The following is a 19,564-nucleotide window of genomic DNA, read 5'->3' on the forward strand; positions in this document are numbered from 1 at the left end:
GCCTTTTCTTATTCGTCAGAGAGAAATTAAACTTTAATTTCTACTTCAACTCCACTTGGTAATTCCAATTTCATCAAAGCATCAATAGTTTTTGAAGATGAACTATAGATATCTAATAATCTTTTGAAAGAACTTAATTGAAATTGTTCTCTAGATTTTTTATTTACGTGTGGCGAACGCAACACAGTGAAAATCTTTTTATTTGTTGGTAAAGGAATTGGCCCATTAACTACAGCACCAGTTGACTTTACAGTCTTTACAATCTTTTCAGCAGATTTATCTACTAAATTATAATCGTAAGATTTTAATTTTATTCTAATTTTTTGACTCATGATTTATATTTTAGAGATTATGCTTTTGATTTTGCGATAACTTCTTCTGATATATTAGAAGGAGTTTGTGCATAATGAGAAAATTCCATTGTAGATGTTGCTCTACCAGAAGAAAGAGTACGTAACGTTGTTACATAACCAAACATTTCAGATAATGGCACATCTGCCTTGATAACTTTCGCTCCCGAACGGTCTCCCATATCGTTTACTTGACCTCTACGTCTATTCAAATCACCAACAATATCACCCATATTCTCTTCTGGAGTAATTGCCTCCATTTTCATAATAGGTTCTAAGATTACAGCACCTGCAGCTTTCGCACAAGCTTTATAACCCATTTTTGCAGCTAATTCAAAAGAAAGAGCATCAGAATCCACAGGGTGGAAAGATCCGTCTGTCAAAGTAATTTTTAAAGTATCCATAACGAAACCAGCTAACGGTCCATTTTGCATAGATTCCTTAAATCCTTTCTCAACAGCTGGAATAAATTCCTTAGGAATACGTCCTCCTTTGATCTGATCAACGAATTGTAATCCTGGTCCTTTGAAATCTTCATCAGCAGGTCCCATCTCAAATACGATATCACCAAACTTACCACGTCCACCAGATTGCTTTTTATAAGTTTCTCTGTGCTGAGTAGTTTTCGTTACAGCTTCTTTGTATTCAACTTGAGGCTCACCTTCGTTCACTTCAACTTTAAATTCACGCTTCAAACGATCAATCAATACCTCTAAGTGCAACTCTCCCATTCCTGAGATTACAGTTTGCCCAGAAGCTTCATCAGTTTTTACAGTAAATGTAGGATCCTCCTCAGCCAATTTAGCTAAAGACATACCTAATTTATCCATATCTCCTTTCGTTTTAGGCTCAATAGAGATACCAATTACTGGATCAGGGAAATCCATAGATTCCAAAATAATTGGAGCTTCTAAAGAAGACATTGTATCCCCAGTTTTAATATCTTTAAATCCAACAGCAGCACCAATATCACCAGCCTCGATAAAATCGATTGCTTTTTGCTCATTAGCATGCATTTGGTAGATACGTGAAATACGCTCTTTTTTACCTGAACGGTTGTTCAATATATAAGAACCAGCATCTAAACGACCTGAATAAGCACGGAAGAAAGCCAAACGTCCTACGAAAGGATCGGTAGCAATTTTAAATGCCAATGCAGAAAATTCATCTTTTGCATCTGGTTTTCTAGAAATTTCTTCACCTGAAGCAGGATCCGTACCAACGATTTCATCTCTATCCAATGGAGAAGGCAAGTAACGACAAACAGCATCCAACAAGAATTGAACTCCTTTGTTTTTAAATGCAGAACCAGCAATCATAGGAATGATAGCCATATCCATTACCGCAGCTCTTAAAGCAGCATGTACTTCTTCTTCAGTGATTGAGTTTTCATCTTCCATGAATTTCTCTAATAAGTTTTCATCGTAAGATGCAACTTCTTCGATCAATCTAGCACGAGCCTCTGCAGCCTCGTCAACCATATCTTCAGGAATATCAATAACATCAAAAGTTGCCCCTTGAGTTTCATCATGCCATAAAATAGCTCTGTTTTTTACTAAATCTACCACACCTTTGAAATCCGCTTCTTCACCAATTGGCAATACGATTTCAACAGCATTAGAACCTAACATTTCTTTCACTTGAGTACAAACTCTAGCAAAGTTAGATCCTTGACGGTCCATTTTGTTCACAAAACCAATTCTTGGTACTTTATAGTTATCAGCTAATCTCCAGTTAGTTTCTGACTGAGGCTCTACACCATCAACAGCACTAAATAAGAAAACTAAACCATCCAATACACGTAAAGATCTATTTACCTCAACAGTAAAATCAACGTGTCCTGGAGTATCAATAATATTGAAGTGGTACCCCTTTGTATCAGGAGTAGCTTGCCCATTTTCTACAGGGAACTTCCACTCACAAGTAGTTGCAGCAGAAGTAATTGTAATACCTCTCTCTTGCTCTTGCTCCATCCAGTCCATTGTAGCTGCACCATCATGAACTTCTCCAATCTTATGAGAAACTCCTGTATAATACAATACACGTTCTGTTGTTGTAGTTTTACCAGCATCAATATGCGCAGCAATACCAATATTTCTTGTAAATTTTAAATCTCTTGCCATTTCTTAGAATCTAAAGTGTGAGAATGCTTTGTTTGCTTCAGCCATCTTGTGAACATCAACTCTTTTCTTAACAGCAGCTCCTTCTTCTTTAGCAGCAGCTAAAATCTCACCTGCTAACTTTTGAGCCATTGTTTTTTCATTTCTTTTTCTAGCAAATGAAATCATCCATTTGATAGCCATAGAAACTTTTCTATCTGGTCTAATTGGCATTGGAATTTGAAAGTTTGCTCCACCAACACGACGGCTACGAACTTCTACTTGAGGCATTACATTTGACAATGCATCTTTCCAAATTTCTAAGGCAGATTTCTCTTCCTCTCCCTTTTTTTCTTCTACGATATCTAAAGCATCATAAAATACTTTAAAAGCTACTGATTTCTTACCGTCCCACATTAGCATGTTTACAAAACGTGTTGCTAATTGATCGTTAAATTTAGGATCCGGTAAAAGAACTCTTTTTTTGGCTCTTCTTTTTCTCATGTTTTCTTGAGTTTGTTGTTGTTGCTAATAAATCAATTGACCCTTAGCGAACATTAAAAAATTTACTTCTTAGGACGTTTGGCTCCGTATTTAGATCTACGTTGAGTTCTTCCCTCAACACCAGCCGTATCTAAAGCTCCACGAACAACGTGATACTTTACCCCTGGTAAATCTTTTACTCTTCCTCCCCTTACTAATACTATCGAGTGCTCTTGTAAATTGTGTCCTTCTCCAGGGATGTATGCATTTACCTCATTACCGTTAGTCAAACGAACTCTGGCAACTTTTCTCATTGCAGAGTTTGGTTTCTTAGGTGTTGTAGTGTAAACACGTGTACATACTCCTCTTCTTTGAGGACACGAATTTAAAGCAGCCGATTTACTCTTCTTAGTGTTTTGGGTTCTTCCTTTGCGTACTAATTGTTGAATAGTTGGCATACTAAATTGTTATAAATTGTGTTTATTTTATAATTCTCTATTTTTTAGAGGGTGCAAATATACGTTTTTTATCTAATTAATCAAATACCAGTTAGTTAAATTTTAATCTTTACATATTTCTTGATAATTGTATAATTATAATTTAGCTTTGACCTTAGGCATTTTATCAAAAGTGAAATGTTTTCTTACATGCAAAACAGACAATTAAACCATCCATTACCTTCTACAAAAAACATTCTACTACCATTATTTGTTGTTGTCATACACTTTTCCACAACTATCTTTGCACAGAACAAAACCATCCGACTTAAAGAAGAGTACTTAGATAACATAAGAACACCTAAAAGAGACACCCTGTTTGAAAACCACACCGAACTAACTTCATATCTTAAACAAACCGGTCAAAAGCTCAACGAACAAGGATATATAAATCATGAAATAGTTCTCTCCAAACAAAATGATAGCAGTTATTCTTACACGATAAATTACCGACAAAAAATAAACTTTGTTAAATTAGAATTTACGCACCCCACAGAACTCTTACCTGATTTTAAAACCAATGATGTAGTTTTTCCTTTTCTGGAGTTACACCAAAAACTGAAAATTCTATATCAATATTATGAGAAACAAGGCTATACCTTTACAGAACTAACTCCGACAATAAAAAACCAAAGAAACGACACACTTTTCACGGAAATATCCATAAAAACAACAAAAAAAAGAACTATTGATAAAGTAGTAATCAACGGATACAAAAGCTTTCCTAAAAAATTTATTAAACGACACTTAAAACTTAACTCTGAAGAAACCTACAACAAAAACACACTTTCAAAAACGAGTGAAGAAATCAAAGACCTTTCATTCGTAACAGAAACAAGAAAACCGGAAGTATTATTCACAAAAGATTCCACCCAGATATACTTGTACCTACACAAACATCAATCTAATAAATTTGATGGCCTTGTAGGCTTTACTAACGGAGAAAATGGCAAATTAAGATTCAACGGCTACCTCGATGTATCTTTAAACAACACCTTTAACAAAGGAGAACATCTTGCTTTCTATTGGAGTAACAATGGTAATAAACAAGAAAACTTTAGATTAAAAGCAGCAACCCCATATATTTTTGGCTCTTCAATAAATCCAGAAATAAATTTTGAGATTTACAAACAAGACTCTTCTTTTATCAACACTACACTAAACGTTTCACTAGACTACAACCTAAACATAGAGCATCAAATAGGACTTAACTTTTCTTCAAAAAACTCTACCAATCTGCTAACAAACAACAACACAACTATTGAAACTTATCAGAAAAAACTTTACGGGACACAATATTCCTTTAAACACAGAAGACGAAACCAAACCAATATCAAATTAAATACTAAAGTTAGCGCCGGAACAAAAAAAACAACAGCAACATCAGAGGGTCAATATTATACTTTGTTAGATTTCTCCTTCTACGAAAAACTCTCAAAACGAAGCAGAATATACATTCATAACAGAACCGAAAACATATTTGGAAAAAACCTTACTCTAAATGAGCTTTTTCAAATAGGAGGAGCGAACACCATTAGAGGATTTTACGAACAAAGTATTTTTACATCCTCCTATAATTTCACAAATTTCGAATATCAATTACTTACCTCACTAGAGTCCTACCTATACACATTCACGGACTTTGCTATAACCGACAACCCAACAAGCTCAATAAATGACAGATATTATAGTTTCGGACTAGGATACGCGTACAAAACAAAGGGAGGTTTCATAAATTTAAACTATGCATTTGGTAAAACAAATGATAGCCCGTTCAACCTTAACCAAGGCATATTCCACATTAAACTAACAACTGATTTTTAACCATTCTTCAAAAAAAAAACACCTTTTGCAAATTATACTTAGCGAAACGAAGTTTTCCAAAAACCTAATATACAAAAGTTAACAATTTCTTAATATCTAAAATTTTTCACTACCTTTTATAGGGAATATTCCAAAAAAAGTTATAATTATGTTAAATAATCTAAAAACTCTACCCAAATGAATCTAAAATTACATCGATTGACGATGCTCTTTTGCATGCTCGTTATTCAAATTTCTTATTCACAAAGCCAGAAAATTACTGTTACCGGTACTATTTCTGATGCTTCAGGACCACTTCCTGGAGTAGTGGTTTTAGTTAACAACACTTCCACCGGAACTCAAACAGACTTTGATGGAAACTTTTCTATTGAAGCCGAAGTTGGAGCTGTTCTCGATATTAGTTATATTGGTATGGTTTCCCTACAAAAAACAGTGCAAAATTCTTCACCAATGCAAATAACCATGCAAGAAGATACTCAGGCACTTGAAGAGGTGGTTGTTGTAGCATTTGGTAAACAAACCAAAAAATCTATAGTAGGAGCGATTTCATCAGTCTCTTCAAACACTTTAGCAAACCAACAAATTACTTCAGTAGCAACTGCGTTGCAAGGAAATGTTGCAGGGGTTAACATAATTTCTGGAGGAGGACAACCTGGTGAAAATCCAACCATCCGAATAAGAGGAATAAGTTCAATTAATGCTTCTGCCGAGCCATTAATAATAGTTGATGGCGCTCCTTTCAACGGAAACCTTAACACTATTAGTGCAGACCAAATTGAAAGTATGAATGTTTTAAAAGATGCATCATCTACTTCATTATATGGATCTAGGGGAGCCAACGGGGTTATTCTTATAAATACAAAACGAGGAAAATTAAATACTGCTACCAAGGTTTCTTTTACATCTAGTTATGGAATATCAGGAAGGGCAGTTGAAAGACATGGTTTATTAAATACAGACGAATTCACAGAATACACTTGGGAAGCAATAAAAAACAACAACCAATATAGACAAGGTTTAAGTGCAGAAGCGGCAGCTATCGCAGCTTCCAATGGTTTAGTGGCTAATTTAGGTTACAATCCTTACAAAAACGATCAACCTGTTGGTACAGACGGAAAATTAATCTCTACCGAAAAACATTGGGATACTGATTGGGCAAATCTAATTGAAAACAATAATGCACAGAGAGTAGAACACACTTTAGGAATTTCAGGTGGAAGTGAAAAAACTACTCATTCTTTCAATTTAAACTATTTGGACCAAGAAGGAACAGTTAATACTTCCAACTTTGAACGTGTAACCACACGTCTATCTGTTGATACAAAGGTTAACAAATGGTTCAAAACAGGTATTTCTTTATTTTACTCAAATTCATCACAGAATTTCCCGGATCAAAGTGGGACCTCTTTTACTAGTACCATGCAATGGATCAATAGTGTTTCTTCATATTACCCATTATACAGAAGAGATCCTGACGGCAATTTAATTAAAGATGCAAATGGGAATAACATATATGATTATGGTAATAATACCGGAATCTTAAATGCCGCAAGACCAGTTTTATCAGGTGGAAATGCGGTAGGTACCTTGTACTTAGGTAAGCAAACCTATAAAAGAGATAATTTTAGCGCAAATGGTTATGTAAATTTCCAAATTACTTCCTACTTAGACTTTAAAACTCAAATTTCATATGAAAAATACATTTACGATGCTTATTCCTATGATCATTATAAATATGGTGCTGGTGCTGCTGCAAAGGGAAGAGTTGATCAAGATAGAGACTTCACAACTACAAAAAACATAATCAACAGTTTAAACTTCTCTAAATCATACGATAAACATAATCTCTCAGCTAACCTTATATATGAAGCGTTTGAAAAAAACATTAGTGCCTTAGGAGCTCAAGGGGTAGGATTTCTCCCTGGAGTAGAAGTACTGTCTGGTAGCACAACACCTGAAGCAGTTAGAGGATCATTTACAGACGAAACACTACAATCTTTTCTTGGAAGAGCAATGTATAACTATAACGAAAGGTATTTTATAGAAACTTCCTTTAGACAAGATGCCTCTAGTAGATTTCACCAAAGTGTTAGAAAGGGTAACTTTTTCTCCATTGGTGGGTCATGGGTTATATCTGATGAAAGATTCATGCAAAACATAGACCAAATTCAGTTTTTAAAACTAAGAACATCTTATGGTCAATTAGGGAACAACAGAACTTTAGATGCAGACGATAACGACAATTACTTCCCTTATTTATCACTATACGAGACAGGATTTAACGAATTATCAAATACCGGTGTACTCCTTGGAAATGTTGCAGACCCAAATTTAACTTGGGAAAAAACAGGATCATTTAATATTGGATTAGATTTTAATTTCTTCGGTCAATATCTTAACGGTTCCGTTGATTACTATTCAAAAGAATCGGTTGATCTAATATACGATGCACCTTTAGCAATATCAACTGGTAATGAGTCAATAGTAACCAATATAGGCGCAGTTAAAAACTACGGTGTAGAAGTTTCGCTTAGATCAAACATTCTTAAAAAATCAGAATTTAGGTGGACAACCGGACTTAATTTTTCTTTCGACAACAATAAAATAACTGAACTATCACAAGATTCTTACATAAATGGAACGAAAAGATGGGAAGTTGGAAGATCAATTTACGACTTCTATCTTGCTGAATGGGCAGGAGTCAATCCAGCAAACGGAAATGGAATGTGGTATAAACACATCAAAGACGAAAACGGAAACATTGAACGAAGAGAAGTTACTGAAGTTTATGCAGAAACTTCTGATTCTAGGACCTATGCAAACAAATCATCACTTCCTGATTTTGTAGGTGGTTTCACCAATAATTTTGTATATCGAGATTTTGACTTAAACTTTCTTTTCAACTTTAGTTTTGGTGCCTATGTTTACGACTCAAGTTATGCTTCTCTAATGGGGGGAATGGAAAGAATTGGAGATCCAGGTCATGTAGATTTGTTAAGACGTTGGCAAAAACCAGGAGATATTACAGATGTGCCTCTTTTGTTAAATGCACAAAACGATCACACTTCACAATCTGACAGATTCCTTTTTAAGAATGACTACATAAGACTTAAGGCCCTTACATTTGGTTATAATCTCCCTAACAAATTAGTCACTAAAATGCATTTATCAAGATTAAGACTTTACATTCAGGGAGATAATTTATTTACTTGGCAAAGTCATAAAGGTATCGACCCTGAACAAAACCTTGCAGGAACCACAGACAACCGATCATACAATTTAAAAACTACATCTTTAGGTTTAAACTTAGAATTTTAATTTTTACAACATGAAAAAACTTATAAACACAGCAATTATTTGCGTTGCAATGATTTTATTCAGTTGTAGCGATGATTTTTTAAACGAGCCAAAACCTACCGATGCAGTTACCGAAACCGTGATTTTTGACTCTAGAGAAGGAGTGGAAGCTCATTTATCCGGAATACAAAGACAGTTTAGAGACCAATTTACAAGAACAGATGCGGGTGGTATGTATTCCATGTATTTTGCAAGAACCGTGAAAGGAAATGATTTTATTCAAAACTCTTGGTACAACTTTGACTATGATAATGACAACAGAGAACCGAATTATACAAGAACTGTTTTTAGTTGGGAATACCCTTATTATATGATCAATCAAGCTAATTCAATTATCAACGGATTACCAAATAGCAATATAGGAGAGGAAGATGTAAAAGAATTAATGGGACAAGCAAAAGCTATTAGAGCCTTTTTTTACTTTCAATTAAGTATGGAATTCCAACACACCTATTCAAAAGACCCTACTGATCTTGCTCCTCCAATTTATCTAGAACTATCCCTAGAAGGAAAACCAATGTCTACTTTAAGCGAAATGTATAATTTAATCGTAGCTGACTTAACCGAATCTGTTGCTAATCTAGACGAATCTCGCCTAGGAAAATCCTATATCAACAAGCAAGTAGCTGCGGGTATTTTAGCTCGTGTATATTTAGTTATGGAAGATTGGGAAGGAGCAAGAGACGCAGCAATAATTGCATATGGAGGGAATCCATCAGCAGCATTAAATGCCTCAGAATACTCAAATGGTTTTGACAAGATTGAAAGTTCTGAATGGATGTGGGGAAGTCCACAAACAACAGACCAATCAAACTATTACTATGCTGCCCCCCATGCATTTAGTGATCATTTCGCTGATGGATATTTTGGTACTTATGTTAATGAAGATTTTCGTGCACTTTTTAGCAGCACAGACGTAAGGAACTTATTTGATGAAACATATGATCAAACAGTTGGAGCGGAATGGAAATTTTTAACAACTACAAAATTTAAATTTTCTTTTGAATCTGACCTTCCATTAATGCGTACATCAGAAATGATTTTAATTGAAGCAGAAACGAAACACAGGTTAGGCGATCCAACAGCTCATGATCTTCTATTCGCCTTACAGTCTAACAGAGATCCAAATGCAATTAAATCTACCAACACTGGAGCGGACTTATTAGAAGAAATTCTTATTGAAAGAAGAAAAGAACTATATGCGGAGATTGGAGTTGAATGGTTTGATGCCAAACGATTACGACGTGCAATACCTAGAACAGGAAATCACAGATTACCTAACTCTGATTTAGAAGCGGATGATAAAAAATTCTTTTTAAAAGTTCCTCAAAAAGAAATTGATGCTAATGAAAACATCAATGACTCTGTAAATGATAATCGTTAAAACTAAAATCATGAAATACATATACAAACTTAGTTCTATAATATTGGTCCTTTTCTTTGTGGCTAGTTGTCAAGATGAAGGACCTACAATTGCCGATTTCGTTACTTTAGAATCGGATGTTTCCATCCTGGTTCCAAATGGAGAAACGGTAGTTCAAGATATTAAAATATACGCTAATCAAATTCATTCAAATGATAGAGTTTTCAATATAGAGATACTTGACACTTCTACATTAGATCCATCATCTTATACATTACCTAACACTGTAACCATTCCAGCAAATAGCAATATCGGTAATATTCCATTAAGTGTTCAAGACATGAATATTGATCCTGACAAACTACTTAATTTAAATCTTACCTCGGAGAACAATAACATTTACATTGGTGAGCCAATAACTATTAGTGTCGGTTTAAAATGTCCAAAACTAGAAATTGTATTTGACGGTTATGCTAGTGAAACTTCAGTTGAAATTAGAAATTCATCAAATGAATTGGTCTATTCTTTTGCTGAAGGTACATATCCAGACGGCACAACTTCCATGTCAGTAACTCTCTGTCAGTTAATTCCCGGAGATTACACGTTTACAATCAACGATGCTTTTGGTGATGGATTATCCTATCCTGAATACGGATACTACAAGATGACTTTAGCCGAAGAAGTTTACTTTTTCAATAATGAATTTGACTCTGCTTCAGAATCCCATACGTTTACTGTTAACCCATAAACAAAAATATTGCAACAGAACTCATAACCCGCTTTTAAAGCGGGTTTTTTTATACAAATAATAGCAGTACATTTGCGCCATGGAATTAAAGACGTCAAAAATATTTGGATTACGAGCAGTTATTGAGGCTATCAATAGTGAGAGCTCTATAGATAAAGTGTTTATTCAGAAAGGAATTTCTGGACATTTAATGAATGAATTGATGACGCAGATTAAAACCAACAAAGTTGCTTTTAGTTATGTTCCTGTAGAAAAATTGGATAAATTATCTAAATACAACAATCATCAAGGTGCAGTAGCACAGATTGCTCCAATTAATTTTCACGATTTAGATACTTTAGTGGAAGCTACTTTAGAAAAAGAAGAAACACCTTTATTTTTATTATTGGATCAAGTATCTGATGTACGAAATTTCGGTGCAATTATTAGAACTGCAGAATGTACAGGAGTGCACGGAATAATTATCCAAAACCAAGGAAACGCTCCGGTGAATGCAGAAACGGTAAAAACTTCTGCCGGAGCCGCATTTAATATTCCTATCTGTAAAGTAAACCATATTAAAGATGCCATGTTTATTTTACAAGCAGCCGAAATTCAAATTGTAGCAGCTACAGAAAAAACGGAAGATTTATTATTTGATGTTGATTTAAAAAAACCTTCTGCCATCATTATGGGTTCTGAGGATAGAGGTATCAACCCGTCAATCTTAAAAATGGTAGATGCAAAAGCAAAATTACCTCTTAAAGGAAATATTGGATCCTTAAATGTATCTGTTGCTTGTGGAGCTTTCTTATATGAAGCTGTGCGACAAAGATCATAAAAAACACAAACTAAAAAAAAGCCTCTACTTATTCAGTAGAGGCTTTTTTTATACACTAGTATTGATTTAAAGAGAATTCAAAAAACCTTTCACATTTGTGTCGATTCTTTCTATAACTCTAGATACATCTGCCTTCACAAAAGTTTCTCCGGTTATTTTCTCATATAATTCAATATACCTATTCGAAATATCAGTTATTTTTTCTTCCGTTAATTCAGGAACTACTTGCCCTTCTTTTCCTTGAAAACCATTTTCTATCAACCACTCACGAACAAACTCCTTCGACAATTGTTTCTGCTTTTGATCTTTTGCTTGAATCTCTTCATAACCATCTGCATAAAAATAACGAGAAGAATCCGGAGTATGAATCTCATCAATCACAACGATTTCTCCATTCGCAGTTTTACCAAATTCATATTTTGTATCCACCAAAATAAGTCCTTGTTTTGCAGCAATATCAGTTCCTCTTTCAAACAACGCATAAGTATAGGCTTCTAGTTGTTTATAATCCTCTTCTGATACAATTCCATTTGCCAAAATATCTTCTCTAGAAATATCTTCATCATGATCTCCAATATCAGCTTTTGTTGATGGTGTTATTATAGGAGATTCAAATTTTTGATTTTCAATCATTCCTTCAGGCATTGCAACCCCACACAAAACTCTTTTACCTGCCTTATACTCTCTCCAAGCATGCCCTGTAAGGTAACCTCGAATTACCATTTCTACTTTAAAAGTCTCACAAGAATGCCCAATGGTAACATTTTCATCCGGAGTACCCACCACCCAATTTGGCACGATATCTTTAGTTGCTTCCAACATTTTCGAAGCAATTTGATTCAATATCTGCCCTTTAAAAGGAATCTGCTTTGGCATGATCACATCAAAAGCTGACAACCTATCAGTAGCTACCATCACCAAAAGATCGTTACTAACCGTATATACTTCTCTCACCTTTCCTTTGTAAACTTTCTGTTGTCCTGGGAAATTAAAATTTGTGTCGTTGATCGTATTTGTCATTATAAAAAATTTATTGCTATCGTTATGTCTATAAAATAGTTCGGCAAAAATAAAGAATTCTACACTAGAAACTTCATTTCTTCATTTACTTTATCACAATAATTATTCTGTTTCAATATTTTTATAAGCTTTGATAATCTCTTTTACCAATCGATGACGTATTACATCTTTGTCATCTAAAAATATATTTGCAATCCCCTTTACTCCTTTTAAGGCCAATAACGAAGTTTTTAAACCAGAAACTTGTTTACGAGGCAAATCCACTTGCCCAGGATCACCCGTAATAATAAACTTGGCTCTTTTTCCCATTCTGGTTAGAAACATTTTCATTTGGCCAGTCGTTGTATTTTGTGCCTCATCCAAAATAACAAAAGCATTATCTAACGTTCTTCCCCGCATAAAAGCCAAAGGAGCTATTTGAATCACTCCTTTTTCGATATACGAATCCAATTTTTCAAAAGGAATCATATCTCTCAAAGCGTCGTACAAAGGTTGCATATATGGGTCCAATTTATCCTTTAAATCACCTGGTAAAAAACCTAAATTTTCACCTGATTCAACTGCAGGTCGGGTTAATATAATTCGTTTCACCTCTTTATCCTTAAGCGCCTTTACAGCCAAAGCCACTGCTGTGTAGGTTTTTCCGGTTCCGGCAGGTCCTATTGCAAACAACATATCATTTGTTTCCATTTTGGCTACCATTTTTCTTTGATTTTCCGTTTGGGCTTTGATCAGCTTCCCTCCTACACCATGCACCAAAACTGCATCTGCCGTTGAGGAGGTTGCTGTTTTTTTACCGGTATTGGTCAACAATTGTTCGATAGAATTCTCATCTATCTTATTGTATTTATCAAAATACTTGATAATCATTTCCAGACGTTTTTCAAACTCATCCAAAATAACGGGTTCACCATAAGCTTTTATTTGAGAACCTCTTGCCACTATTTTAAGTTTTGGAAAATAAGCTCTTAACTGTTTGATTGTAGCTTCTTGGTGCCCAAAAAACTCATTAGGATTTATCTCTGAAAGACTTATAATACGTTCGTTCAACTGCTTGCTTTTTATTGTTTATATTTCCTTTATTTTCATGTCTAAAAATACTATTAATTCCTATATATTTGTATAAATTTGTTCAAGATTTTTAAGGATTCATATCCATAAAAACGAACACTCAAAAGGAAGCAAACCACAGATGTCTATAATTACTTTAACTACAGATTTTGGAACCAAAGACCACTTTGTAGGAGCAGTTAAAGGTGCTATTTATTCTACGGTTCCAGACGCTAAGATTGTTGATATATCTCACAGAATTTCGCCTTTTAATATTACAGAGACTGCTTATATCTTAAAAAATGCATACAAGAATTTTCCGGAAGGAACCATCCATATTGTTGGGGTTGATTCAGAATTAAACGAAGATAATAAACATATTGCGCTCTTGTTAAATGGTCATTACTTTGTATGCCCAGATAATGGTTTGATTTCCATGATTGCCTCTGAGATAAAACCTTCTAAAATTGTTGAAATAAATATTCATGATCGATTTGAGTCTAGTTTTTCCGTTTTAGATGTTTTTGTTCAGGTTGCAGCGCACATAGCAAGGGGTGGTACTTTAGAGGTAATAGGAAAACCTTTGGAGACTTATAAAAAAATATTTGAGCTTCAGCCTAAAGTATCAAGCGACCTTTCTAGTATTTCTGGTAATGTTATTTACATCGATAATTATGGGAACGTTATTAGTAATATCACAGAAAAACTTTTTAAAGAGGTTGGTAAAGGACGTCAATTTACATTAAGTGCAAGTAGATATACTTTCTCTAAAATTAATTATAAATATTGTGATATTGTTGACTTTACCTTAGATCCTGTATTAAGGCAAAGCGATGGTAACAAACTTGCCATATTTAACTCTGCTGGTTTTATTGAAATTGCGATTTATAAAAGTAATCTAACAACAGTTGGTGGCGCTTCAAGTCTTCTTGGTTTAGACTATAGAGACTCTATTACATTAGATTTTCATAAAACAGAATAACTATTTAAAAGTTCCGTTATAAAAAAGTAAAACTTCACTATCTATGTTAGCCGTATTAAAAAAGGAACTTCGATTATTTTTTGGATCTCTAGGAGGCTACACAATAATTCTTGGTTTTCTTATTTTGAATAGTTTATGGCTTTGGATTTTTAAAACGGATGCCAGTATTATAAACAGTGGTTTTGCTTCACTTGCAAATTTTTTCTATAGTACTGCATGGCTCTTTATTTTAGTTATTCCGGCCCTGACTATGAAAAGTTTTTCAGAGGAGTATCTATCTGGAACCATTGAAATTATCAAAACCAAACCCATTAGCAACTTAGCATTTGTTCTTGGAAAGTTCTTTTCAATATTGCTTATTATTGGTTTCATGTTACTGCCAACAATAATATATGTTTACAGTATTTATAAACTTGCATCGCCTGTAGGAGCTATTGAAACAGGTAGTATTATAGGATCGTATCTAGGTTTACTTTTTTTGGCCAGTGCTTTTATTTCCATAGCACTCTACGTCTCCTCTCTTACTAAAAACACTCTTATTTCTTTATTAGGTTCTATTTTACTCTGTTTGATATTATACAGTGGACTCTCTGATATAAGTTCGATTGTCCCGAGCCTTAATACAGAATCTCTAAGTTTATATACTCATTTTTTGAGTATTGCTAGAGGTGTTGTAGATACAACAGATATTATTTATTTTATTATTGTAACGGTTTTCTTTCTACAATGCACCCTCTTTAATTTTTACAGCATTGTACCCAAAAAGAAAATAGCGACATTATTTGTTTTAACAATTCTTCTTATCACAGTAAGTAAATCTTTTCATACAAGATTTGACCTAACAAGTGATAAAAAATACACGCTCTCAGAAACCTCAGCATCTATCCTAAAAAACTTAGATGAAATTGCAGTCATTAAAGTATATCTTGAAGGGGATTTCCCACCAGAATTTAAAAGACTTCAAACCGAAACAAGACAGTTTTTGGAAGAATTAAAAATAATGAATGGTAATATCAAAGTGTTATTCATTGATCCGAAAGATAACTTACAGTCATTAATTTCGGAAGGTCTAACACCAAGCAGACTTACCATTGAAGAAAATGGTGTAGTCTCAGAAAGTGTAATTATTCCATGGGCTACCATCACCTACAAAAACAAAAAAGAAACTATTTCTTTATTAAAAGATAGTGATCCTAAAAGCTCACAAGAGCAACAACTAGAAAACTCCATTCAAAATTTAGAATATGTTTTTTTACACGCCATAAAAAACGTCTCTTCTAAAAAAGAAAAAAGTATTGTAATCCTTTCGGGGAATGGAGAATTGGAAGATATTCAACTATACAGTTTATTGAAATCTGTCGGTTCAAATTATCATCTTGCAAAATTTACATTAGATTCTGTTCAAACAAATCCTTTAAAAACGATAGAGCACCTAAAATCGTTTGACCTAGCCATCATTGCAAAACCAACTATCCCTTTTTCTGAGGAAGAAAAATACACCTTAGATCAATACATATTGAACGGTGGTAAAAGTTTATGGATGGTTGATAATGTCCAAGCCGAAATGGATAGTTTGTTTCAAAATGGTAAATCCCTTGCCTACTCGAAAGAACTTAACCTAGATGATTTCTTTTTTAGATATGGAGCTAGGATAAACCAAAACCTAGTAAAAGACTTATACGCATCTAAAATAGCTTTAGCAACGGGTAATACTGGTAATAAAACAAACTTTGAAAACTTTCTTTGGCTTTATGCTCCCCTGGTTAGCTCAAAGAGTAATCATCCCATCGTAAATAACATAAGTCCGGTATCTTTAAGTTTTGTATCTTCCATAGACACCTTAAAAAATGATGTAAAAAAAACAATCTTGCTGCAAAGTTCAATGCTTTCCAAAGAAGTTCAAGTTCCGACAATTGTGGAATTAAATTCTGTTATGGAAAAACCTGAATCTAATACTTATAAAAACGGAAATAAAATCTTAGGTCTTTTGTTAGAGGGAAATTTTAATTCCGCATACAAAGATCGTATCAAACCGGTTAGGTTTGCGAAACCCTTAGAAAAAGGTTCTCAGAACAAAATGATCTTAATTGCGGATGGAGATATTGGAAAAAATCAAATTCACAAAGGACAACCGTTAGAATTGGGTGTGGATAAGTGGACACAACAATTCTATGGCAATAAAGAGTTTTTATTAAACGCTATTGAATATCTTCTAGACGATACTGGACTTATAAGTATTCGTTCAAAAAAAATTAATTTAAGGTTATTAGACAAACAAAAAATATTAGAAAATAAATCTTATTGGCAACTGATAAATTTATTTGCTCCCGTTGTATTCGTTTCATTACTTGGGTTTCTTCTACATAAACGTAAAAAATATTTATATTCCAGGATAAATTCCTAATTTCCTTTAAGCAAATTCCTGCGATTACGCAGGTTAGACAAGTCTTTTTAAAAAAGATTAAATTATCTTTATTTTTATGAATTATGCATAAAAACTATAGGTTTCATTACGTGCTAGTAAACTGACTCCTAATTAATTTTCAATCTATCAAAATATTATAATAATCATTAAAATATAGACACCTTCAAACTGCATATTTCCATTCTTCAATAAAAGACTAAATTGTATTCTTTATGTTTTAATTGTAAATTTGACCTGTAAAACAAAAGGTAGATTTATACAATTTAAAAACATTGGACATGAAAGTATTAGAATTTAAAAATGGAATTTGGGACAAAGAAATTAACGTTAGAGACTTTGTTATTCAGAATATTACTCCTTACTACGGGAATCATGAGTTTTTAGTTGCCCCCTCACAAAAAACACAAAAACTTTGGGATATTTGTAAATCTGCTGTAAAAGAAGAAAGACAAAACAATGGTGTTAGATCTGTAGATACAGAAACTATTTCTGGAGTAAACTCCTTTGAGGCTGGATACATAGATAAAGAGAATGAAACAATTGTTGGATTGCAAACCAATGAATTGTTAAAACGAGCTATGAAACCTTTTGGAGGGTACAAGGTAGTTCAAAAAGCACTTTCCGAACATGGACTTGCCCCTAGTGATGCAGTAAATGAACTTTTTACTAAATATGTAAAAACACATAATGATGGTGTATTCTCAGCTTATACCGCTGAAATCAAAAAATTTAGATCTCTAGGATTCCTAACAGGATTGCCTGATAATTATGCACGTGGACGTGTGATTGGTGACTATAGAAGAATTGCTTTATATGGAATTGATCAACTGATAAAAACAAAACAAGAAGACTTAGCAAAGATTACGGGTCCAATGAGTGATAGCGTGATTCGTTTACGGGAAGAAGTTGCCGAGCAAATTGGAGCCTTAAATGATATGATCGAGATGGGTAATCATTATGGATTAGATCTCTCAAGACCTGCTCAAAATGCACAAGAGGCTGTGCAATGGACTTACATGGCTTATTTAGCCGCGGTAAAAGAACAAGACGGTGCCGCTATGTCTTTAGGAAATGTCTCTTCTTTCTTAGATATTTACATTACGCAAGATTTAGAGGCAGGTGTCATTACGGAAGAGGAAGCGCAAGAATACATAGACCAATTCGTAATGAAATTAAGAATGGTTCGACACCTACGTATGGAGGCTTATGATGAAATATTTGCAGGAGATCCAACTTGGGTTACAGAAGCTATTGGTGGTATGTTTGCCGATGGAAGAACAAAGGTCACCAAAACTTCATTCCGTTTCCTCCATACTTTATACAACTTAGGCCCATCACCTGAACCAAATATTACTATTCTTTGGTCATATGGTCTTCCTCAAAACTTTAAAAACTATTGTGCTAAAGTATCTATAGATACCTCATCCATTCAATTTGAAAATGATGAGTTAATGAGAACTACAAGAGATTCTGACGATTATGGTATTGCCTGTTGTGTTTCATTCCAAGAAATCGGGAAACAAATACAATTCTTTGGTGCCCGAACGAATCTTGCAAAAACGCTATTATTAGCTATCAATGAAGGTAAATGTGAGAATACCGGAACTCAAATGGTGGAAGGAATTGCACCAATGACTGATGACGTTCTAGATTTCAATAAAGTAATGGACAATTTCAAAATTGCCATGAAAGAGGTTGCTAGAGTTTACAATGATTCTATGAACATCATTCACTACATGCATGATAAGTATTATTACGAAAAAGCCCAAATGGCTCTTATTGACACCAATCCAATGATCAATATAGCCTATGGTATTGCCGGATTATCTATTGTTGCCGATTCGTTATCAGCTATCAAATATGCGAAAGTTAAACCTATAAGAAATGAGGAAGGACTGACAGTTGACTTTACAATTGAAGGAGAATTCCCTAAATACGGAAATGACGATGATCGCGTAGATATCTTTGCTGCAAATGCTGTTGCTGATTTCAATAATGAATTAAAAAAACTACCTGTTTATAAAGATGCTGCTGTTACCATGTCTGTTTTAACAATAACCTCTAACGTAGTTTATGGTAAAAAAACAGGAGCTACTCCAGATGGTAGAGCGAAAGGAATTCCTTTTGCACCCGGTGCAAATCCAATGCATGGCCGTGATTCTAACGGAGCTATTGCTTCACTTAACTCAGTAGCAAAAATAAATTATGAAGATTCTCAGGATGGTATTTCTAACACTTTTTCAATTGTACCGAAATCTTTAGGGGCAACAGAAGAAGAAAGAATTGACAATTTAGCAACTACTTTAGATGGATACTTTGACAAGGGAGCACAACATTTAAATGTCAACGTACTTGATAAGGAAACTTTGTTAGATGCCATGGAAAACCCAGAAGAATATCCACAATTAACAATTCGTGTTTCAGGTTATGCGGTCAACTTTATCCGATTGACAAAAGAGCAACAAATGGAAGTTATCACAAGATCTTTCCACGAATCTATGTAATTAAAATAAGGTGTTCGGTACTACCCCGCCGGGCACCATATT

At 34.1% G+C, this 19,564-nt stretch carries 14 protein-coding genes; 8 read left to right on the forward strand and 6 right to left on the reverse strand.

What is annotated here, in order from left to right:
* Window positions 1-26: 26 nt before the first annotated feature.
* The 4 genes from rpsJ to rpsL all read right to left on the reverse strand — a co-directional run bounded on the left by rpsJ (window position 27) and on the right by rpsL (window position 3,390).
* Entirely contained in the window at window positions 27-332 is a 306-nt protein-coding gene (gene rpsJ, locus AC2DZ0_RS07335) for a 30S ribosomal protein S10 (protein WP_139958432.1), read from the reverse strand.
* A gap of 17 nt (window positions 333-349) precedes the next feature.
* Window positions 350-2,473, reverse strand: coding sequence for an elongation factor G (gene fusA, locus AC2DZ0_RS07340; RefSeq protein ID WP_484644656.1), 2,124 nt, complete (start codon window positions 2,471-2,473; stop codon window positions 350-352).
* 3 nt (window positions 2,474-2,476) lie between these two features.
* A complete protein-coding gene (gene rpsG / locus AC2DZ0_RS07345; protein ID WP_139958430.1) occupies window positions 2,477-2,953 on the reverse strand; it encodes a 30S ribosomal protein S7 in 477 nt (158 codons plus the stop codon).
* A 62-nt stretch (window positions 2,954-3,015) separates the two neighbouring features.
* Window positions 3,016-3,390 (reverse strand): 30S ribosomal protein S12, encoded by a 375-nt coding sequence (gene rpsL / locus AC2DZ0_RS07350; protein WP_152285527.1) that lies wholly within the window; start codon window positions 3,388-3,390, stop codon window positions 3,016-3,018.
* Window positions 3,391-3,579: 189 nt separating this feature from the next.
* Between rpsL and AC2DZ0_RS07355 the strand changes: the two genes are divergently transcribed.
* The 5 genes from AC2DZ0_RS07355 (at window position 3,580) to rlmB (ending at window position 11,541) form a co-directional block, all read left to right on the forward strand.
* Complete coding sequence (locus AC2DZ0_RS07355) at window positions 3,580-5,253, forward strand: BamA/TamA family outer membrane protein (RefSeq protein WP_484644658.1); 1,674 nt, start codon at window positions 3,580-3,582, stop codon at window positions 5,251-5,253.
* Window positions 5,254-5,430: 177 nt separating this feature from the next.
* Window positions 5,431-8,571, forward strand: a complete 3,141-nt coding sequence (locus AC2DZ0_RS07360; protein WP_484644660.1) for a SusC/RagA family TonB-linked outer membrane protein — start codon at window positions 5,431-5,433, stop codon at window positions 8,569-8,571.
* 10 nt (window positions 8,572-8,581) lie between these two features.
* The gene (locus AC2DZ0_RS07365; RefSeq protein ID WP_484644661.1) at window positions 8,582-9,994 is read left to right on the forward strand and encodes a RagB/SusD family nutrient uptake outer membrane protein; all 1,413 of its coding nucleotides are present in this window, start codon (window positions 8,582-8,584) and stop codon (window positions 9,992-9,994) included.
* A 10-nt stretch (window positions 9,995-10,004) separates the two neighbouring features.
* On the forward strand, window positions 10,005-10,721 hold the full coding sequence (locus tag AC2DZ0_RS07370) for a hypothetical protein (RefSeq protein WP_484644663.1): 717 nt from the start codon (window positions 10,005-10,007) through the stop codon (window positions 10,719-10,721).
* A 79-nt stretch (window positions 10,722-10,800) separates the two neighbouring features.
* Window positions 10,801-11,541 (forward strand): 23S rRNA (guanosine(2251)-2'-O)-methyltransferase RlmB, encoded by a 741-nt coding sequence (gene rlmB / locus AC2DZ0_RS07375; RefSeq protein WP_484644664.1) that lies wholly within the window; start codon window positions 10,801-10,803, stop codon window positions 11,539-11,541.
* Between the two features lie 66 nt (window positions 11,542-11,607).
* On the opposite strand, the gene AC2DZ0_RS07380 is transcribed toward rlmB, so the two are convergent.
* Both AC2DZ0_RS07380 and AC2DZ0_RS07385 read right to left on the reverse strand, forming a co-directional pair.
* On the reverse strand, window positions 11,608-12,561 hold the full coding sequence (locus AC2DZ0_RS07380) for a phosphoribosylaminoimidazolesuccinocarboxamide synthase (RefSeq protein WP_484492377.1): 954 nt from the start codon (window positions 12,559-12,561) through the stop codon (window positions 11,608-11,610).
* 102 nt (window positions 12,562-12,663) lie between these two features.
* Complete coding sequence (locus tag AC2DZ0_RS07385; protein ID WP_484492378.1) at window positions 12,664-13,611, reverse strand: PhoH family protein; 948 nt, start codon at window positions 13,609-13,611, stop codon at window positions 12,664-12,666.
* A 142-nt stretch (window positions 13,612-13,753) separates the two neighbouring features.
* Here AC2DZ0_RS07385 and AC2DZ0_RS07390 point away from each other — a divergent pair, with 142 nt between their 5' ends.
* The 3 genes from AC2DZ0_RS07390 to pflB all read left to right on the forward strand — a co-directional run bounded on the left by AC2DZ0_RS07390 (window position 13,754) and on the right by pflB (window position 19,522).
* Complete coding sequence (locus tag AC2DZ0_RS07390) at window positions 13,754-14,593, forward strand: SAM hydrolase/SAM-dependent halogenase family protein (RefSeq protein ID WP_484492379.1); 840 nt, start codon at window positions 13,754-13,756, stop codon at window positions 14,591-14,593.
* Window positions 14,594-14,636: 43 nt separating this feature from the next.
* A complete protein-coding gene (gene gldG, locus AC2DZ0_RS07395; RefSeq protein ID WP_484644666.1) occupies window positions 14,637-16,997 on the forward strand; it encodes a gliding motility-associated ABC transporter substrate-binding protein GldG in 2,361 nt (786 codons plus the stop codon).
* 299 nt (window positions 16,998-17,296) lie between these two features.
* Entirely contained in the window at window positions 17,297-19,522 is a 2,226-nt protein-coding gene (gene pflB / locus AC2DZ0_RS07400) for a formate C-acetyltransferase (RefSeq protein WP_484644667.1), read from the forward strand.
* The last annotated feature ends 42 nt before the right edge of the window (window positions 19,523-19,564 follow it).

The sequence above is a fragment of the Flavicella sp. IMCC45668 genome, from assembly GCF_057219105.1.